Origin of the sequence: Pseudomonas sp. NFACC02 (genome assembly GCF_900110765.1) — a bacterium.
Taxonomy (GTDB): Bacteria; Pseudomonadota; Gammaproteobacteria; order Pseudomonadales; family Pseudomonadaceae; genus Aquipseudomonas.
In genome coordinates, this window is sequence record NZ_FOEO01000068.1 from 1 (window position 1) to 16,732 (window position 16,732).

The 16,732-nt window shown below is 60.8% G+C and carries 14 protein-coding genes; 9 read left to right on the plus strand and 5 right to left on the minus strand.

Annotation, left to right across the window (positions count from 1 at the left end):
• Positions 1 to 395 precede the first annotated feature (395 nt).
• Both BMY73_RS26860 and BMY73_RS26865 read left to right on the plus strand, forming a co-directional pair.
• Positions 396 to 671 carry a DUF1145 domain-containing protein gene (locus BMY73_RS26860; protein WP_062387893.1) on the plus strand — a complete coding sequence of 92 codons (276 nt, stop codon included), beginning with the start codon at positions 396 to 398 and terminating at the stop codon, positions 669 to 671.
• A complete protein-coding gene (locus BMY73_RS26865; protein WP_092410913.1) occupies positions 664 to 1,437 on the plus strand; it encodes a hypothetical protein in 774 nt (257 codons plus the stop codon). Before BMY73_RS26860 ends, BMY73_RS26865 begins: the two co-directional genes overlap by 8 nt.
• Before the next feature lie 108 nt (positions 1,438 to 1,545).
• On the opposite strand, the gene BMY73_RS26870 is transcribed toward BMY73_RS26865, so the two are convergent.
• Positions 1,546 to 2,010, minus strand: a complete 465-nt coding sequence (locus BMY73_RS26870; RefSeq protein ID WP_062387887.1) for a CopD family protein — start codon at positions 2,008 to 2,010, stop codon at positions 1,546 to 1,548.
• Positions 2,011 to 2,138: 128 nt separating this feature from the next.
• On the opposite strand from BMY73_RS26870, the gene dinG reads away from it, so the two are divergent.
• The 6 genes from dinG (at position 2,139) to BMY73_RS26900 (ending at position 10,431) form a co-directional block, all read left to right on the plus strand.
• A complete protein-coding gene (gene dinG / locus BMY73_RS26875; RefSeq protein WP_062387885.1) occupies positions 2,139 to 4,283 on the plus strand; it encodes an ATP-dependent DNA helicase DinG in 2,145 nt (714 codons plus the stop codon).
• Positions 4,284 to 4,390: 107 nt separating this feature from the next.
• The gene (locus tag BMY73_RS26880) at positions 4,391 to 6,577 is read left to right on the plus strand and encodes a beta-galactosidase (protein WP_092410915.1); all 2,187 of its coding nucleotides are present in this window, start codon (positions 4,391 to 4,393) and stop codon (positions 6,575 to 6,577) included.
• A 117-nt stretch (positions 6,578 to 6,694) separates the two neighbouring features.
• A complete protein-coding gene (locus tag BMY73_RS26885; RefSeq protein ID WP_092410917.1) occupies positions 6,695 to 7,843 on the plus strand; it encodes a serine hydrolase domain-containing protein in 1,149 nt (382 codons plus the stop codon).
• A gap of 151 nt (positions 7,844 to 7,994) precedes the next feature.
• Entirely contained in the window at positions 7,995 to 9,092 is a 1,098-nt protein-coding gene (locus tag BMY73_RS26890; RefSeq protein ID WP_092410918.1) for an OmpA family protein, read from the plus strand.
• A gap of 48 nt (positions 9,093 to 9,140) precedes the next feature.
• Positions 9,141 to 9,788: a pyridoxamine 5'-phosphate oxidase gene (gene pdxH, locus BMY73_RS26895; RefSeq protein ID WP_062387871.1), complete on the plus strand. Its 648-nt coding sequence runs from the start codon at positions 9,141 to 9,143 to the stop codon at positions 9,786 to 9,788.
• Positions 9,789 to 9,966: 178 nt separating this feature from the next.
• Entirely contained in the window at positions 9,967 to 10,431 is a 465-nt protein-coding gene (locus BMY73_RS26900; protein ID WP_062387869.1) for an outer membrane lipoprotein, read from the plus strand.
• A gap of 102 nt (positions 10,432 to 10,533) precedes the next feature.
• Here BMY73_RS26900 and nhaA read toward each other — a convergent pair whose 3' ends face one another.
• The 4 genes from nhaA to BMY73_RS26920 form a co-directional block, all read right to left on the minus strand.
• On the minus strand, positions 10,534 to 11,721 hold the full coding sequence (nhaA, locus tag BMY73_RS26905; RefSeq protein ID WP_092410920.1) for a Na+/H+ antiporter NhaA: 1,188 nt from the start codon (positions 11,719 to 11,721) through the stop codon (positions 10,534 to 10,536).
• A 310-nt stretch (positions 11,722 to 12,031) separates the two neighbouring features.
• Positions 12,032 to 13,645 (minus strand): NAD(P)/FAD-dependent oxidoreductase, encoded by a 1,614-nt coding sequence (locus tag BMY73_RS26910; RefSeq protein WP_092410922.1) that lies wholly within the window; start codon positions 13,643 to 13,645, stop codon positions 12,032 to 12,034.
• A gap of 246 nt (positions 13,646 to 13,891) precedes the next feature.
• A complete protein-coding gene (locus BMY73_RS26915) occupies positions 13,892 to 14,572 on the minus strand; it encodes a COG3650 family protein (protein ID WP_092410924.1) in 681 nt (226 codons plus the stop codon).
• 63 nt (positions 14,573 to 14,635) lie between these two features.
• Positions 14,636 to 15,235, minus strand: a complete 600-nt coding sequence (locus BMY73_RS26920) for a short chain dehydrogenase (protein ID WP_092410926.1) — start codon at positions 15,233 to 15,235, stop codon at positions 14,636 to 14,638.
• Between the two features lie 105 nt (positions 15,236 to 15,340).
• Here BMY73_RS26920 and BMY73_RS26925 point away from each other — a divergent pair, with 105 nt between their 5' ends.
• A complete protein-coding gene (locus BMY73_RS26925; protein WP_092410928.1) occupies positions 15,341 to 16,249 on the plus strand; it encodes a LysR family transcriptional regulator in 909 nt (302 codons plus the stop codon).
• Positions 16,250 to 16,732 lie beyond the last annotated feature (483 nt).

Below are 16,732 nucleotides of genomic sequence, written 5' to 3' on the forward strand. Positions count from 1 at the left end.
GGCTTGGCCCTCCTGCGTCGGGTTCCTTCACTCCGGCGACGCTCCGTGGGCCCGCGCCGAACGGACATCCATGTCCTGACGGCGCTCTCGCGGCATCCATGCCGCTCGGCCCACTGCGCGTCGCCTGCGTTCAGCCTGCACCCAAGTCGCGTTTTGCGTCGGTTGAGCTATCTCCGCACGAAGGGCAAAGCAGATCAAAAGCAGAGCAAAGGCAGGTCAAGGGCACGGCAAAGGGCAGATCGACCGCTCAGCGCGTTTCGTCGTCTGTAACGCGCATCCGCAGATTCCCTGAACCCACGACTTTTACGCCCACCCTCTGGCATAGTCACGCTCGTCGCCGTACTGTGCGCGAAGCTTTTCGCAACGCAGTAATAAAAAAATACCAGGGGCGTGTCATGAAGTTGTTTTGGGGGTTGGGGAAAGTCGTGACGTTGGGGTTCTGGTCGGTGGTGCTGGTCAACCAGGCCGTTGTTCTGCCGATTCCCTTCGATATGTTGATCAAGCTGGCGGGCAGTCTGTTGCTGCTGACCCATGTCATGGAACTGTTTCTCTTCAACGGCAGTGTGCGGGGACGTTCGCATCCCTGGTTCGACCGTTTACAGATCCTGATTTTCGGTATTTTCCATCTGCAATCTTTCGGTCGCCGCCAGGCGGAGGTTCACCATGCGTAATGCGTTGCTGATAACGGCGGGCCTGCTGTCGGCCTTGAGCAGTTCCTGGACGATGGCGCAGGCCATTTCGGTGGAGCCGCATTCGCTGATGCGCCTGCCGAGCAACACCAGTGTCCTGCAACTGGATCGTCTGGAGGTGGCGGACTACGGAACATTGCTGATCCCCGCCGGGCTCACGGAAGTGCAGGTAGGGCAATTGGTCATGGGCCATGAGTCGCGTATTGCGATCGTCCCTGGTGCCGAGCCGTTCACGTTGCAGGTCAAGCGAGGCGAGATGGGCAGCGGCGCGCAGATCACCGCACGGGGGGCGCCGGGCACGTTTGAAAAGCCGCCGTCGCCAGGGCGTAACCTGAACGTTCGCATGGAACAGTTGAACGCCGATGAACTGTTTATCGATGCGCGCGGTGGTGCAGGTTCGCCGGGTTACGTGGGGCTTGATGGCGGCAATGGCCAGGACCCGGGATGCACCTGGGGTTCGGCCAGCCGGGGTTTCGATGGCGATAACGGGGGCAACGGCAAGGATGGCGCGCCGGGTGCCCTGGTACGACTGGAGTTGCCTCAGGCGTTTCCCGACGACCGCGTGAAAGTCAATGTGCAAGGCGGCGCGGGCGGCGTTGGCGGTGAAGGCGGCCGTGGCGGTAAGGGAGGCGCCTCCAAGGGCTGTCTCGTCTACCGTGCAGACGGTGCCAAGTCAGGCAAGAACGGCGAGAAGGGCCAGTCTGGAGCAGTCGGCCCCGCAGGATCTGTGATCGTTCGCAAGCTTTAACCGCAGCGCGTGCTCCTGTAGGAGCGCGCTTGCCCGCGATGACGTCAGTACGATCGAACTGTTTGTATCGTCAGACACCTCTTTCGCGGGCAGGCGCGCTGCTACAAGTCAGAATGTCGGTCTGATGGCCGCAATCGCTATCACCACAATCCCCACCATCAGGTTGATCCCCACCAGACGCCTGATCTTCCCCAAGGCGGCCACGCCGTCAGGCCACTGTTCGGCGGCTACCGCTTTGCGCAGCTCCGGCAGGTTCAACGTGGAAATGCGCAGGAACAGCGCCACCATGACCACGTACAGCCCCATCATGACCTGAACATAGCGCGGGGCGGTCTGAAAGCCGCTGAACTGGAGGTGGATCATTCCGATGCCTGTCACCGGCAACAGAATGACGGCGCACCAGACCCACACAAAAAAGCGCGGAAATACCTGCAGCCACAGTTTCAGGCGTGACGGCCCTTCCAGCGCCGCGATGACCGCCGGTCGCAGAATCATCCACGCGAAGAACATGCCTCCTACCCAGACGACAGCCGACAGGAGGTGCAAGGTGTAGACAAAGGCTACAGGCGACATCGGAAACTCCGTTCTGCGCAGAAAGCATTAGCGCGGTATGATAGCCGCCCTCCGAAGACTGGAGATATATCCAGCGGTTTTTTTATGTTTTCATTCAGCACCGTGACGCCGAGCCAACGACCCAGCCCATGATCAGCACCGAACTCAAATCCCAGATTCAGGGCGCCTATTCGCGTTTCCTCGAAGCCAAGAGCCTCAAACCTCGCTACGGCCAGCGTTTGATGATCGCCGAGGTCGCCAAAGTGCTGGGAGACGTAGACACCGACGAGGAAGGCCGGCGTTCCGGCGACCCGGCGGTGGTGGCGGTGGAAGCGGGTACCGGTACTGGCAAGACAGTGGCCTACGCCATTGCCGCGATTCCGACGGCGAAGGCGGCTGGCAAACGCCTGGTCATTGCCACAGCCACCGTGGCGTTGCAGGAGCAGATCGTCCACAAGGACCTGCCCGACCTGATGCGCAACAGCGGGCTGAGCTTTACGTTCTCGCTGGCCAAGGGGCGCGGTCGCTACATGTGCCTGTCCAAACTCGACATGCTGCTGCAGGAAGGCAACGCGCAAAGCGCCACGGCGCAGCTTTTCGAAGAGGAAGGCTTCAAGATCGAGGTCGATGAGGCCAGTCAGAAACTGTTCACCGCCATGATCGAGAAGCTGGCGGGCAACAAGTGGGACGGCGATCGCGACAGCTGGCCTCAAGAGCTGGCCGACCAGGATTGGGCGCGACTGACCACCGATCACAGCCAGTGTACCAACCGACATTGTCCGAATTTTCAGCAGTGCGCGTTCTACAAGGCGCGCGAAGGCATGGGAAAAGTCGACGTTATCGTCACCAACCATGACATGGTTCTGGCCGACCTCGCGCTCGGCGGGGGCGCCGTTCTGCCCGATCCTCGCGACACCCTTTATGTGTTCGACGAAGGCCACCACCTTCCGGACAAGGCCATCGGCCACTTCGCGCATTTCAGCCGTCTGCGATCAACGGCGGACTGGCTGGAGCAGACGGCCAAGAATCTCACCAAGTTGCTGGCCCAGCATCCCTTGCCCGGCGACCTGGGCAAGCTGATCGAGCAAGTGCCGGAGCTGGCGCGGGAGATCAAGACTCACCAGCAGTTCATGTTCACCGCCTGTGAGCAACTGGCCGACTTCAAGGCCGGCGAGGATATGGAAGGGCGCGAGCGTCCGCGTCATCGCTTCGTCGGCGGTGTGGTGCCTGAGCACATGCGTGAGATGGGCATTGAGCTTAAGAAAGGGTTCGCCCGGCTCGACGATCTGTTCACGCGTCTGACCGAACTGCTCAAGGAAGGCATGGACGGCGAAGTGAATATCGGCATCGCCAGCCATCAGGCCGAGGAATGGTACCCGCTGTTCGGCAGCTTGCTGGCCCGTGCGCACGGTAACTGGGAGCTGTGGACCGCATTCACCGCCGAAGACCCGGAAAACAGCCCGCCCATGGCACGCTGGCTGACCCTCGCCGAAAGCGGCTCGTTGTTCGACATCGAAGTCAATGCCAGCCCGATCCTGGCTGCGGAGATGTTGCGTCGCAACCTGTGGAACGTGGCCTATGGCGCATTGGTCACGTCGGCGACGCTGACGGCGCTGGGCAAATTCGACCGTTTCCGGATGCGCGCCGGTCTGCCCAAGGACGCCGTCACCGCCGTGGTGCCGAGTCCGTTCCATCACGCCGATGCCGGTGTGTTACGGGTTCCGGATCTGAAAGCCGATCCGCGCAATGCCGCTGAACACACGGCTGCGATCATTCGCGAACTGCCCGGTCTGGTCGAGGGGTCAAAAGGCACACTGGTGCTGTTCTCCTCTCGCAAACAGATGCAGGAAGTCTTTGACGGTCTTGAGCGTGACTGGCGCAAGCGTGTGTTCATTCAGGGCAACCTGTCGAAGCAGGAAACCCTCAACAAGCACAAGGCCCGGGTCGACGGCGGCGATGAGAGCGTGTTGTTCGGGCTGGCCAGCTTCGCTGAAGGGGTCGACCTGCCGGGCGCGTATTGCGAACACGTGGTGATTGCCAAGATCCCGTTCGCTGTCCCGGACGATCCGGTGGAAGCGGCACTGGCCGAGTGGATCGAAGCCCGAGGTGGCAACCCCTTCATGGAAATCGCCGTGCCCGACGCTTCGTTGCGGCTCATTCAGGCCTGTGGCCGGCTGCTGCGGACCGAGAAGGACCGCGGCATCATTACGCTGCTCGACCGTCGCGTGGTCACCCAGCGTTACGGCAAGGCGATCCTTAATGCACTGCCTCCCTTCCGCCGCGAAATTTCCTGAAAGGGGTCGGGGATGAAACTCGGTTGATCGGGTCTTATCTCGGCCCCCTCCATCGTGCGCGCTGATGCTGCGATAGAGTTTCCGATGATCAAGGAGCACCCGATCAGATGATTCGCCGTTCACTGTCTGCCGTCCTCGCCATCGCGTGCGCAGGACCTGTGTATGCCGCCCCCGACGGCCAGCAGACGCTGTTCAATTTCGTCAGGCCTGCCGACGTGGTGCAAGTCACGACGCAGGACGCCTCGTTGCCGCAAGCCAACGCCGAACAAACCGCCGAGGGCGAGGTGCTGCGGCGCATCGTCTTCAATCCGGTCGCAAAACCCAGTCTTCGGCTGACGCCGCAAACCGGTGTCTGGGACTGGAGCGCCGACAGCGCCATGACCTTGCGCATTCAGAGTGCGATGGACTGGGCGCTGACCCTGTATGTGCAAATCCAGAGCAGCGATGGCAAGACCCTCAACAGCCGGATCGACCTTCCGGCCGGGCCTGCGCAAACCCTCATCGTCCCGCTGCAGGCCAGTTCACCGCTGAGTCAGGGCATGCGGGTAGGGCCGCCCATGCCGTGGACCTACGAGGGCCAGCGCGTGTTGCTGGCCAATACCGAGGGTGAACTGAATCCTGCACAGGTCAGTTCTGTGACGGTGTCGATGTCCCAACCCAACGTGGCGCAGAGCGTATTGATCGAAAAGTTTGGCGTGCAGGAAGGCGACGCGATCCAAAAAGCGGCGTATACCCACTTGCTCGACGGTTACGGGCAGTACACCCGGGGTAAATGGCCGGAAAAGATCAGCAGCGACGATCAGCTCAAGGCCCTCGCCAGCAAAGAGCAATCGCAGCTCAAGGCGTGGCTGAAAGACCGTCCCGCCCAGGACAAATATGGTGGCCTGCTGAAGGGACCTGCCTTCGAGGCAAAGGGCTTTTTCCGCACCGAGAAACGCAATGACCGGTGGTACCTGGTGACCCCGGAAGGGCATCCGTTCTATTCGCTGGGCGTCAACGCCGTCACGGCGGACGACAGCCAGACTTACGTCGAAGGCCGAGAGTCGATGTTCAGCAGCTTGCCCGCAGACGGCGATCCGTTGGCGACCTTCTATGGCAAAGGGAATGATCATCGCGGCACCGGCGCAAGCAAGGACCGGCATTTCGACCAGGGCCGCACGTTCGATTTCTACGGCGCGAACCTGCAACGCACTTACGGTGCGGTCGATCCCCAACGATGGGCTGAACACACCTTGCAGCGCCTCCAGGCGTGGGGCTTCAACACCATTGGCAACTGGAGCGAGCCCGCACTCGCGACGCCTGAGAACAGCGCGCAAAGCCATGTGCCTTACACCTTGCCGTTGTCCATCGTTGGCGACTACGTCAGCATCAGCACCGGTCATGACTGGTGGGGCGGCATGCCTGATCCGTTCGATCCGCGTTTTGCGATGGCCACTGAACGTGCCGTGGCCATTGCGGCTCGCGATCACCGCGACGATCCGTACCTGATCGGCTATTTCGCCGATAACGAACTGGCGTGGGCGGCCCCGGGTGACGATCCTCATGACCGCTATGCGCTGGCGTACGGCACGCTGAAACTGACGACGGATGTGCCTGCCAAGCGCGCATTCCTCAAGCAGTTGCGTGACAAGTACCGCAATCAGGAAGGGTTATCCAAAGCGTGGGGGATAGACCTGCCCGCGTGGGAGTTGATGGAGGACCCTGGTTTTGAACCGCCATTGCCGAGCCCTGAGCACCCGGAAATCGAAAATGACTTCAAATATTTCCAGCGGGTGTTTGCCGAAACCTATTTCAAAACCATTTCCGACGCGCTGAAGTGGCATGCGCCTAACCATTTGCTGCTGGGTGGGCGTTTCAGTGTCAGCTCGCCCGAGGCCATCGAGGCCTGCGCCAAATACTGTGACGTGCTGAGTTTCAACCTTTACACGCTGAAGCCGCAGGACGGGGTGGACTTCGCCAGATTGCGCGTGCTCGACAAGCCTGTGCTGGTCAGTGAGTTCCACTTTGGCTCTCGTGATCGCGGGCCTTTCTGGGGCGGCGTCATGGAAGTGGCCCGCGAAGAGGATCGTGGTCCCGCTTATGCGAACTTCCTGAAAAGCGCGTTGGCCGAGCCATCCATTGTCGGCGTGCACTGGTTCCAGTATCTGGACCAACCGGCAACCGGTCGCATGCTGGACGGGGAGAACGGCCACCTGGGTCTCGTCGGGATTACCGACATCCCCTACCAAGGCTTCGTGGAGGCGGTGCGTAAAGCCAATGGGCAGGTGGTGGATGTGATTGGCAAGGCTCAGTAACGGCGCTGATCCTGCAGGATGAGCTACGCGAATGACCTTGCGTGGCGGTTCACAAACCCTCAAATCGCTGGAACAATGCACGCCATTTTGTGCAGTCCCGGACCGGAGAGCAGAACCGTGCAGATTCAAGGTCATTTCGAGCTTCAATTCGAAGCGGTGCGCGAGGCCTTTGCGACCCTTTTCGACGATCCCCAAGAGCGTGGCGCGGCCTTGTGTGTGCAGATCGGCGGTCAAACCGTGCTCGACCTGTGGGCTGGCACGGCTGACAAGGACGGCACGGAGGTCTGGCAGAGCGATACCATCGCCAATCTGTTTTCCTGCACCAAGACCTTCACGTCGGTCACCGCGCTGCAACTGGTGGGCGAAGGCAAACTGGACCTGGACGAACCGGTTTCACGCCTGTGGCCCGAGTTCGCGGCCGCAGGCAAACAGGCGATCACGCTCCGTCAGTTGCTTTGCCATCAAGCGGGCCTGCCTGCGATTCATGACATGTTGCCCGCCGAGGCTTTGTACAACTGGGAAGCGATGACTGACGCGCTGGCGGCGGAAGAGCCGTGGTGGAAGCCGGGTCAAGGTCACGGCTACGCCGCGATCACCTACGGCTGGCTGGTGGGCGAAATGATTCGCCGGGCCGACGGCCGCGGACCGGGTGAGTCCATCGCGGCCCGGATTGCCAGGCCGCTGGGGCTGGATTTCCATGTGGGTCTTGCGGATGAGGAGTTCCATCGTGTGGCGCACATCGCGCGGGGCAAGGGCAACATGGGCGATGAAGCTGCCCAGCGGCTGGTCCAGACCACGATGCGTGAACCCACGTCCATGACCGCGCGGGCTTTCACCAACCCGCCGTCGATCATGACCAGCACCAACAAACCGGAGTGGCGGCGCATGCAACAGCCGGCTGCCAACGGCCACGGTAATGCACGTAGCCTGGCGGGTTTCTACAGCGGATTGCTCGATGGCAGCCTGCTGGACGCCGACCTGATCAACGAACTGACGCGTGAGCACAGTATCGGACAGGACAAGACATTGTTGACCCAGACGCGATTCGGTCTGGGGTGCATGCTCGATCAGCCGACCGTGCCCAACGCGACGTTCGGTCTGGGCGCAAAATCGTTCGGCCATCCCGGTGCAGGGGGATCGGTGGGCTTCGCCGATCCCGAACGCGACGTGGCTTTTGGCTTCGTGACGAATACGTTGGGTCCGTATGTGTTGATGGATCCGCGTGCTCAGCGTCTGGTTCGAGTGCTTGGTGAGTGTTTGCAATAACTATCGCCGATAAGTGCTTGTTCTACCGACTGTCAGTTAATCCGCCCATAACGGCACCGTAGGGCGGTTTCCTTTTCCAACTCAGCGTTCATGCGTGTTATATGAGCGCTGCTTCGTTCATTTTCTGATCAATTATTTGTGTGGGTCACCCATGTCTGCCAACAAAAGCCTCGCATTTGCATTCTGTATCGCCGTTACCGGTTGCGCACAGACTCCCCAGGACACCTCGGCCAACAATGACCATTGGTGGTCGTTCGGCTCCGGGAAAAGCGCTGACGCGGCAGCCCCTGTAAAACCTGCGGCCAGTCCGGCGGCTGCTGAAGTCGCGAAAACCGAAGCCGAGAGCGGCACGCACTGGTATTGGCCATTTGGCTCTGACCACGGCGCGACTGAAAAGAAACCCGAGCTGGCAGCGACCCAGCCTGCCGCCAAGCCCGCCGTGGCGAAAGCTGACGATGGCACCAAATGGTGGTGGCCGTTCGGCGGCAACGAAGCCAAAAAAGACGCAGCACCGGCAGTGCCGAAGGTTGATCCGAAGGTCACTCAGGCCTGGCTCGATCAATACGAGCCTCGCGTGCGCGAAGCCATCAAGGACAGCAAGTTCGAACTGGAGCGTCGCGAAGACGTGTTGGTCGTAACGGCCCCGGCGGACAGCACGTTCAACCCGGATCGTCCTGAAATGCTGTTGCCCGTCAATCTGGGCCCGATCACCCGGATGGCCAAGATCGTCGAAGGCGACCAGAAGTCTGCCGTGCTGGTGCTGGGCCACAGCGACGTCGCCAGCGACGCGAACCTGAAGATCAGTCAGCAACGTGCACAGTCCGTCGCCGCCATCTTCCGCCTGAGCGGCCTGGAGCGTAATCGACTGAACCTGCGTGGTCTGGGTAACGTCATGCCGCGCGCAGCCGATGACAGTGCTGCCGGTCGCGCACTGAATCGTCGTGTGGAAATCATCATGACGCCGCAGGACACCATGGTGGCCCTGATGGCCAAGTACAACATGACGCCTGCACCGGCACCGACCATGGTCGCCGTGAAGCAGACTGCTCCGGTGGTTGCACCTGCGCCTGCCATCAAAGCGGCCCCGACCAAGTCCGCGGCACCCGCGAAGAAAGCCGCGACGGCCAAGGCGTCGACCGCCAAGAAGGCACCTGCGAAGAAAGCGGCGCCCACCAAGGCCAAGAAGGCCGCGCCCGCAAAAGCCGCCGCCAAGAAACCTGCAGCTGACGCACAAGCCAGCAACAACTGAGGGTAATATCGCTATCCCGCTCACGGATTTCGATAAAGGAAGGCAGTGATGAGCCAGAATCTGGCTGATATGCGTCGCAACTACGCCCGCGAAGGTTTGACTGAGGCGCAGGCGCCGGAAGAACCTTTTGCGTTGTTCCACCAATGGTTCGACGAGGCGGTGAAGACCGAGCAGGCGCCGGTTGAAGCCAACGCGATGACGCTGGCGACTGTCGATGGTGACGGTCGCCCTCACTGCCGGGTCCTGCTGCTGAAGGGCCTCGACACCCAAGGCTTTACCTTCTTCACCAATTACGACAGCGCCAAAGGGCAGCAGCTTGCTGCACGACCCTTTGCCGCCATGACCTTCTTCTGGCCGACTCTGGAGCGTCAGGTGCGCATCGAAGGGCGGGTCATGAAGGTCTCTCACGACGAATCCGATGCCTATTTTCAAGTTCGCCCACTCGGCAGCCGCCTGGGTGCCTGGGCATCGCCACAAAGCCAGGTCATCGCAGGTCGCGAGGCGCTCGAAGGGCTGCTCAAGGCCACCGAGGCACGCTTTATGGACACGCAACCTGACTGTCCCGAGCATTGGGGCGGCTATCGCCTGGTACCGGACCGCATCGAGTTCTGGCAAGGTCGTCCAAGCCGTTTGCATGACCGCCTGAACTACCGTCTGGTCGATGCTCAGTGGACGCGGGAACGCCTCGCGCCATAACGCTTCGGCGGCAGCACAACGATTCTTTGAATCTATCCGGTGGGTCGTCGTCCATACTGGTAGACGCTGGCGACTTTCTGTATAGCGCCTGAATAAACGTAAATTATCGGCACAGGACCGTGACATCGATTGGCGTCGCGGGGTCTAATGGCTACCTGTTCCTCTGGAGGCAAATGTTATGCGTAAGTCTGTTCTGTTGGCTGCTTCGTTCACCGCCATGGCGCTGACGCTGGGCGGCTGTACTTCGAGCCTGACCGGCGACTCGTACTCGCGCGATGAAGCTCGCCAAGTCCAGACCGTGCGCCTGGGTACGATCGAGTCGCTGCGTCCGGTGAAGATTGAAGGCACCAAGACCCCGATCGGTGCCGGTGCAGGTGCGATCGTCGGTGGCGTGGGTGGTAGCGCCATTGGTGGCGGCCGCGGCAGCATCGTCACTGCCGTCATCGGTGCGGTTGCGGGTGGTTTGTTGGGCTCAGCGGCCGAAGGTGGTTTGACCCGTGCGCAGGGCGTGGAAATTACCGTGCGTGAAGACGACGGCACCCTGCGTGCCTACGTGCAGGAAGTCCAGGAAAACGAAATTTTCCGCGTGGGTGAGCGTGTGCGCATCATGACTGTCAACGGCACCAGCCGCGTCAGCCACTAAGACGTTGGTCACGCCCGAAGCGGGTTGATGTAATACCTGCTTACACAAAAACGCCCTGACGTCTCGGGGCGTTTTTGTTTGTGCTCACCGGCTGCGCATCGTTCAGGTTTGCGCTTTAGCGGTGCGGGCACTGGAGGCCGCCGTGATCGCGTAACCGATCAGCGCCGCCAGTATCGACCCGGTCAGAATGCCCATCCGGTCCATCCCCGCAAACTCACTCTGTCCGGGCACAAACGCCAGTGAGCCGACAAACAGGCTCATGGTGAAGCCAATGCCGCACAGTATCGAGACGCCCAGCACCTGACCCCAGTTCGCACCTGCTGGCAGCGCGGCCATTCCGATCCTGACCGCCAGCCATGTGAGCCCGAAGACGCCCAGCGTCTTGCCGAGCAACAGCCCCAGCGCGATGCCCATCGGCACAGGGTGAGTGAAACTTTCCAGGGTGACACCGGCCAGTGAAACGCCCGCGTTGGCGAAGGCGAACAGGGGCAGAATCGCGTAAGCCACCCACGGATGCAGCGCGTGCTCCAGATGCTGCAATGGCGCTGGCACGTCTTTCGGGGTCTTCAGTGGAATGCAAAAGGCGAGGATAACGCCCGCCAGGGTGGCGTGTACGCCGCTTTTGAGCACACACACCCACAGCACCAGGCCCACGAGCAGATAAGGCGTCAGCTTCACCACGCCCAGCCGGTTCATGCCGATCAGCGTGACAAGCGAGGCGGCGGCGATGGCCAGCGACAGGTTAGACAGCTCACCCGAGTAGAACAGGGCAATGACGATGATTGCGCCGAGGTCGTCGATGATCGCCAGCGTCATCAAGAACAGCTTGAGCGACACCGGGACGCGTTTGCCGAGCAGGGCAAGAACACCCAGGGCGAACGCAATGTCCGTCGCCATTGGGATGGCCCAGCCGTTCATGGCGGCGGGATTGTCTTTGTTCAATGCCCAGAAAAACAAGGCGGGAACCACCATGCCACCGATCGCCGCAGCGCCGGGCAGGACGATTTGCGAAGGGCGAGACAGATGCCCTTGAAGCACCTCGCGCTTGACCTCCAGGCCGATGAGCAGGAAGAACAGTGCCATCAGCCCGTCGTTGATCCAGAGAAGCAGTGGTTTGGCGATGTTCAACGCGCCGATCTGTACCGCCACGGGCACTTCAAGCATGCCGTTGTACAGCCAGGACAGGGGCGAGTTATTGATGACAAGCGCGAGGGCGGCAGCGGCGATCAACATCAGACCGCCAGCCGCCTCGAGCTGGAAAAAGCGTTTGAATGTATTGCGTACGGGCAAGGTCACTCTCCATGGACATGCGCAAAAGGAGCGACACCCTAACCCGTCGGCTTATTTCTGAAAACAAAAGTTATATTCGATTTGGTTATTAAAAAATGACTATGATCATGTATACAAAATAACAAGAAGATACGTTACAAAGTGCTACAAGGCTTATTCCATCTGGGCTGTAGGAATTTTCCCTGCTGGCGTCAGAAACAACTGTGGGAGCGCGTTCGTTCTCGAAACGTCAGGCAGCATCAGTCAGTCACTGGCCGGCTTACCGTATCGCGAATGAACTCGCTCCCACAGCGATCTCCGATGTCGTCGGTTATTCGGTGATTCCCAACATGCTCTTCGCCAGTGCTTCGGCGATTCGAATGCCGTCGACACCCGCCGACAGGATGCCGCCTGCATACCCGGCACCTTCACCCGCCGGAAACAGCCCTTTGACGTTGAGGCTCTGCATATCGGCGCCTCGGGTGATGCGCAGCGGCGAAGAGGTGCGGGTCTCGATGCCCGTCAGTACGGCGTCGTGCTGCGAAAAGCCTCTGATCTGCTTGTCGAACGCCGGCAACGCTTCACGAATGGCTTCGATGGCGAAGGCGGGCAGGGCATCAGCCAGATCGGTCAGTTTCACGCCGGGCTTGTAGGACGGCTCGACGCTGCCCAACTGAGTCGATGCCTTGCCGGCAATGAAATCACCCACCAGTTGCGCGGGCGCTTCGTAGCTCTCGCCGCCCATGATGTAGGCGTGGGACTCCAGCCGCTCCTGCAGCTCGATACCCGCCAATGGGCTGCCCGGGTAGTCTTCGTCCGGGGTGATGCCCACCACGATGCCCGAGTTGGCATTGCGCTCGTTGCGTGAGTACTGACTCATGCCGTTGGTGACGACACGGTTCGGTTCGCTGGTGGCGGCGACCACGGTGCCGCCAGGGCACATACAGAAGCTGTAGACCGAGCGACCGTTTTTGGCGTGGTGCACCAGTTTGTAATCCGCTGCACCCAGTTTCGGGTGACCGGCATATTTGCCCAGGCGCGCGCGGTCGATCAGACCTTGCGGGTGTTCGATGCGAAAGCCCACCGAAAACGGTTTGGCTTCCATGTACACGCCACGGCCGTGGAGCATGCGGAAGGTGTCGCGGGCACTGTGGCCCAGCGCGAGGATGACGTGCCGCGAATCGATGCGTTCGCCGCTGTCGAGCACCACACCCTGCAACTGGCCGTCCTCGATCACGACGTCAGTCACGCGCTGTTCGAAACGGACTTCGCCACCCAGGGCTACGATCTGCTGACGCATGTTTTCCACGACGCCCGTCAGGCGGAACGTACCGATGTGCGGCTTGCTGACGTAGAGGATTTCTTCCGGCGCACCGGCTTTGACGAACTCGTGCAGAACCTTGCGACCGTGAAATTGCGGGTCCTTGATCTGGCTGTAGAGTTTGCCGTCGGAGAAGGTTCCTGCGCCGCCCTCACCGAACTGAACGTTGGACTCGGGGTTCAGCACGCTCTTGCGCCAGAGGCCCCAGGTGTCTTTGGTCCGCTGACGGACCTCTTTGCCGCGCTCGAGAATGATCGGCTTGAAACCCATCTGGGCCAGCAATAGCCCGGCGAAGATGCCGCACGGGCCGAAACCGACCACCAGCGGGCGTTCGTTGAGGTCCGCGGGTGCATGTCCGACGACTTTGTAGCTGACGTCGGGCGCTGTCGTGACGTGCTTGTCGTGGCTCAGGCGCTTGAGCAGGGCGGCTTCGTCGCGCACCTGGAAGTCGATGGTGTAGATGAACTGCAGTTCAGTGGATTTCTTGCGCGCATCGTAGCTGCGCTTGAACAGGGTGAAATCCAGCAGCTCGTCGCTGTCGATGCCCAGGCGTTGTACGAGCGCAGGGCGCAGCGCGTCGTCCGCGTGGTCGAGCGGCAGTTTGAATTCGGTGATTCGTAACATTGAAAGGTCCGGTTTCGGGCGGCGGGGTCGGCCCGGCAGCGCTACAAGGACCGGCGATTATAAGCCAGATTGAGCAATGAGCGTTGGCTGGAGCGACGACGTAAGCAACACGTCGGCCGTTGAGGCGTTTACAAGCCCAACGGAGGAGCGCGCTTGCCCGCGATGACGGTATGTCAGTCACGAATCATGTGCAGACAGACCGTGATCGCGGGCAAGCGCGCTTTTGCAGCGTCGAGACGTGGACGATCAATCGTTGCGCATGGCCCCGAAATACGCGCAGCCGCGCTGCACCTGACCGTTGACCCGCAACTCGGCTGTCAGATGCTGCACGGAGCCGTTCACCGGATCGACGCAGCGTTGTGGGGCGACGTACAGCTCGACATGCTGATCGTTGGCGTCGGTGATCAGGTTGAAGCGACCTCCGGGCATCTGCTCTTCCATGTAAGGCACCGCAAACTCGTCCTGACCTTCACGTTCCAGCACCATGCCTTTGCCACTGGCATTGAGGTTCCATTTCGGTCCGTTGCCGCTGGCATGAATGGTCAGGCGCTTGAAGTTGGGGTCTTCACAGGCATTGCCCGGGCGCTCGACGCGATACAACTGATACACGTCAGCCTGACCGTCACTGCCTTGTGCCTTGCTGGCGACGAAGTTGCCACGCACATCGGCGAAAGCCTTGCCGCTCTTGTCCACGACCGAAGCCGCTTCCTGCAGGATGCCGGTGTTGCCCTTGTCGATCACGGCGTAGCGGCGTTGCTCGCTGCACGGCTGGAAATACAGTTTGCCGCTGTCGCCGCTGAGCGTGCCCTGCATGCGCAGCATCCCGGCCGTGGAGACTTTGCTGTCAGCGGATTGCGAAGGGAGCAGTTGGCAGCCGGCGAATAAGGGCAACAAGGCGAACATCAGGACGGAACGGGCAGCGAGCATGTGGCGGGTCTCCAGACAAGTGCCGCCACGTTACTCAGGCTGCTCGCTCATCACAAGAGGCGATTAACCGACGTGGTAGGTCTGTCCGGTCTGCAGCCCCTCGACGCTTTTTGCATAGGCCAGCGCCACGTCTGCGCCGGACACCGGTTTGAAACCGCGGAAGTAGGGCGCGTAGCTGCCCATGGCTTCGACCAGTACGTTGGGGCTCACCGAGTTGACCCGCATCCCGCGCGGCATCTCGATGGCGGCAGCGCACACAAAGGCGTCAATGGCACCATTGACCAGGCTGGCAGACACGCCGGTCCGGATCGGATCGTGGCTGGTGATGCCGGTGGTGAAGGTGAACGACGCGCCATCATTGGCAAACTCGCGACCGATCAACAGCAGGTTGACCTGACCCATGAGTTTGTCGCGCAAACCCAGGGCGAAGGATTCTTCGGTCATCTCGCCCAAAGGGGCGAACGTGACATTGCCGGCCGCGCAGATCAATGCATCGAAAGGACCTGTCCGTTCGAACAGTTTGCGGATTGATGCGCTGTCACTAATATCGACATGCTCATCGCCGCTGTTACGGCCAATGCGAACGATGTCATGGCGTGGCGCCAATTCCTTCTCGATCGCCGTGCCAATGGTTCCGCCAGCGCCAATCAATAGAATCTTCACGTTGCAGTCCTTCCCGTTAATGGATCAGGCGCCCAGTGTCCGCCGTCCTGGTCCACGGATAAATGGGCCAAACGGCAATCCCGGTTTGTCAGAAAGGAAACAATCATGAGTGAAATGGACGATCTTGCGGCGTTTGCCATGCTGGTTGAGGCCAACAGCTTCACCCTGGCCGCGCAATGGCTGGACACCAGCACCAGCCAACTGTCCAAACGCATCAGCAAGCTGGAAAAAAGCTACGGCGTGACGCTGCTGCACCGCACCACCCGCAGCCTGACCCTGACCTCTGCCGGGGCGATTCTGCTGCCCGAAGCCCGCGCGCTGCTGGCGCAGAGGGATCGAGTACGGGACGCCATGGCGTATCTCAGCGAAAGCCTGGTCGGCACGGTGCGCCTGACCGTGCCGGTTTCAGTCGGAGAAACGTTTTTTGAGGGACTGCTGACCGAGTTCTCGAACAGCTACCCCGACGTGCAGGTCGAGCTGGACCTGAACAATCAATTCCGCGACATGCGCCGCGACGGGTTCGATCTGGGTATCCGTTCCAGTGTCGGTATCGATGAGCGGCTGGTCGCCAAACCGTTGTTGTCGCTGCAGGAGCTGACCTGCGCGAGCCCGGACTACGTCGCCCGGCACGGCGCGCCGCAGACGCCGGAAGCCTTGCGCGTACACCGTTGCCTGTTGAACAGTCATTACGCAGGTCGTGAGACCTGGGTCTATCACCAGCACCATGAACTGACGCGGGTGAATGTACGTGGCACGTTCGCCAGTAATCACTACGGTTTGCTGAAGAGGGCTGCGCTGGTGGGCGCGGGGATTGCGCGGTTGCCTTCTTATATGGTGCATAACGAGCTGGATGAGGGACGGTTGGTGTGGTTGCTGCGGGATTATCAGACGCCGGTTTCGTCGTTGTATCTGGTGCATCCGTTCGAAGGGCATCTGCCGAGAAGGATTCAGGTGATGGCTGATTATCTGACGCAGTGGTTTGAGCGCAGTACGGCGGCGTTGGAGAGGCTTTGAATCTTGGAACGAGGTTTTATGTGAATGGCCTTGGTTCTGTGTGTATATCCGTTGCTGCGGTAACGGCTGCTTAGGGTTCCGCCCTTACGGCGGGTCACTTTCGAAAAGCGCGAAGTAACCAAAGCGCTTTTGCTCCTGGTTGGGCCCTCGTTCCTCGGGTTCCCGCACTCCGACGACGCTCCGTGGGCCCGCGCCGAACGGGCATCCATGCCCTGACGGCGCTCTCGCGGCATCCATGCCGCTCGACCCACTCCGCGTCGTCTACGTTTGGCCTGCACCCAAGTTGCGTTTTGTGTTGTCTGAGCCATCGCGTATAGAAGCAATGCTGGCTGGAGCTAACGCTCCTCGCTTTCTTGATGCGTGCATCAATCGTCCGCGCTGCATTCTTAACTGTAGGAGCGTGGCTTGTCCCGCGATCTGCCGGGAACCGGCAGCAAAACCGGTGCATGCGGAGTGTCAGGTATAACCGGTTGCCTGATTTTG

What these genes read in the sequence shown, in the direction of transcription:
- BMY73_RS26860 (WP_062387893.1), top strand. Translation starts at nt 396, where the DNA reads ATGAAGTTGTTTTGGGGGTTGGGGAAAGTCGTGACGTTGGGGTTCTGG.
- BMY73_RS26865 (WP_092410913.1), top strand. Translation starts at nt 664, where the DNA reads ATGCGTAATGCGTTGCTGATAACGGCGGGCCTGCTGTCGGCCTTGAGC.
- BMY73_RS26870 (WP_062387887.1), bottom strand. Translation starts at nt 2,010, where the DNA reads ATGTCGCCTGTAGCCTTTGTCTACACCTTGCACCTCCTGTCGGCTGTC.
- dinG (WP_062387885.1), top strand. Translation starts at nt 2,139, where the DNA reads ATGATCAGCACCGAACTCAAATCCCAGATTCAGGGCGCCTATTCGCGT.
- BMY73_RS26880 (WP_092410915.1), top strand. Translation starts at nt 4,391, where the DNA reads ATGATTCGCCGTTCACTGTCTGCCGTCCTCGCCATCGCGTGCGCAGGA.
- BMY73_RS26890 (WP_092410918.1), top strand. Translation starts at nt 7,995, where the DNA reads ATGTCTGCCAACAAAAGCCTCGCATTTGCATTCTGTATCGCCGTTACC.
- pdxH (WP_062387871.1), top strand. Translation starts at nt 9,141, where the DNA reads ATGAGCCAGAATCTGGCTGATATGCGTCGCAACTACGCCCGCGAAGGT.
- BMY73_RS26900 (WP_062387869.1), top strand. Translation starts at nt 9,967, where the DNA reads ATGCGTAAGTCTGTTCTGTTGGCTGCTTCGTTCACCGCCATGGCGCTG.
- BMY73_RS26910 (WP_092410922.1), bottom strand. Translation starts at nt 13,645, where the DNA reads ATGTTACGAATCACCGAATTCAAACTGCCGCTCGACCACGCGGACGAC.
- BMY73_RS26915 (WP_092410924.1), bottom strand. Translation starts at nt 14,572, where the DNA reads ATGCTCGCTGCCCGTTCCGTCCTGATGTTCGCCTTGTTGCCCTTATTC.
- BMY73_RS26925 (WP_092410928.1), top strand. Translation starts at nt 15,341, where the DNA reads ATGAGTGAAATGGACGATCTTGCGGCGTTTGCCATGCTGGTTGAGGCC.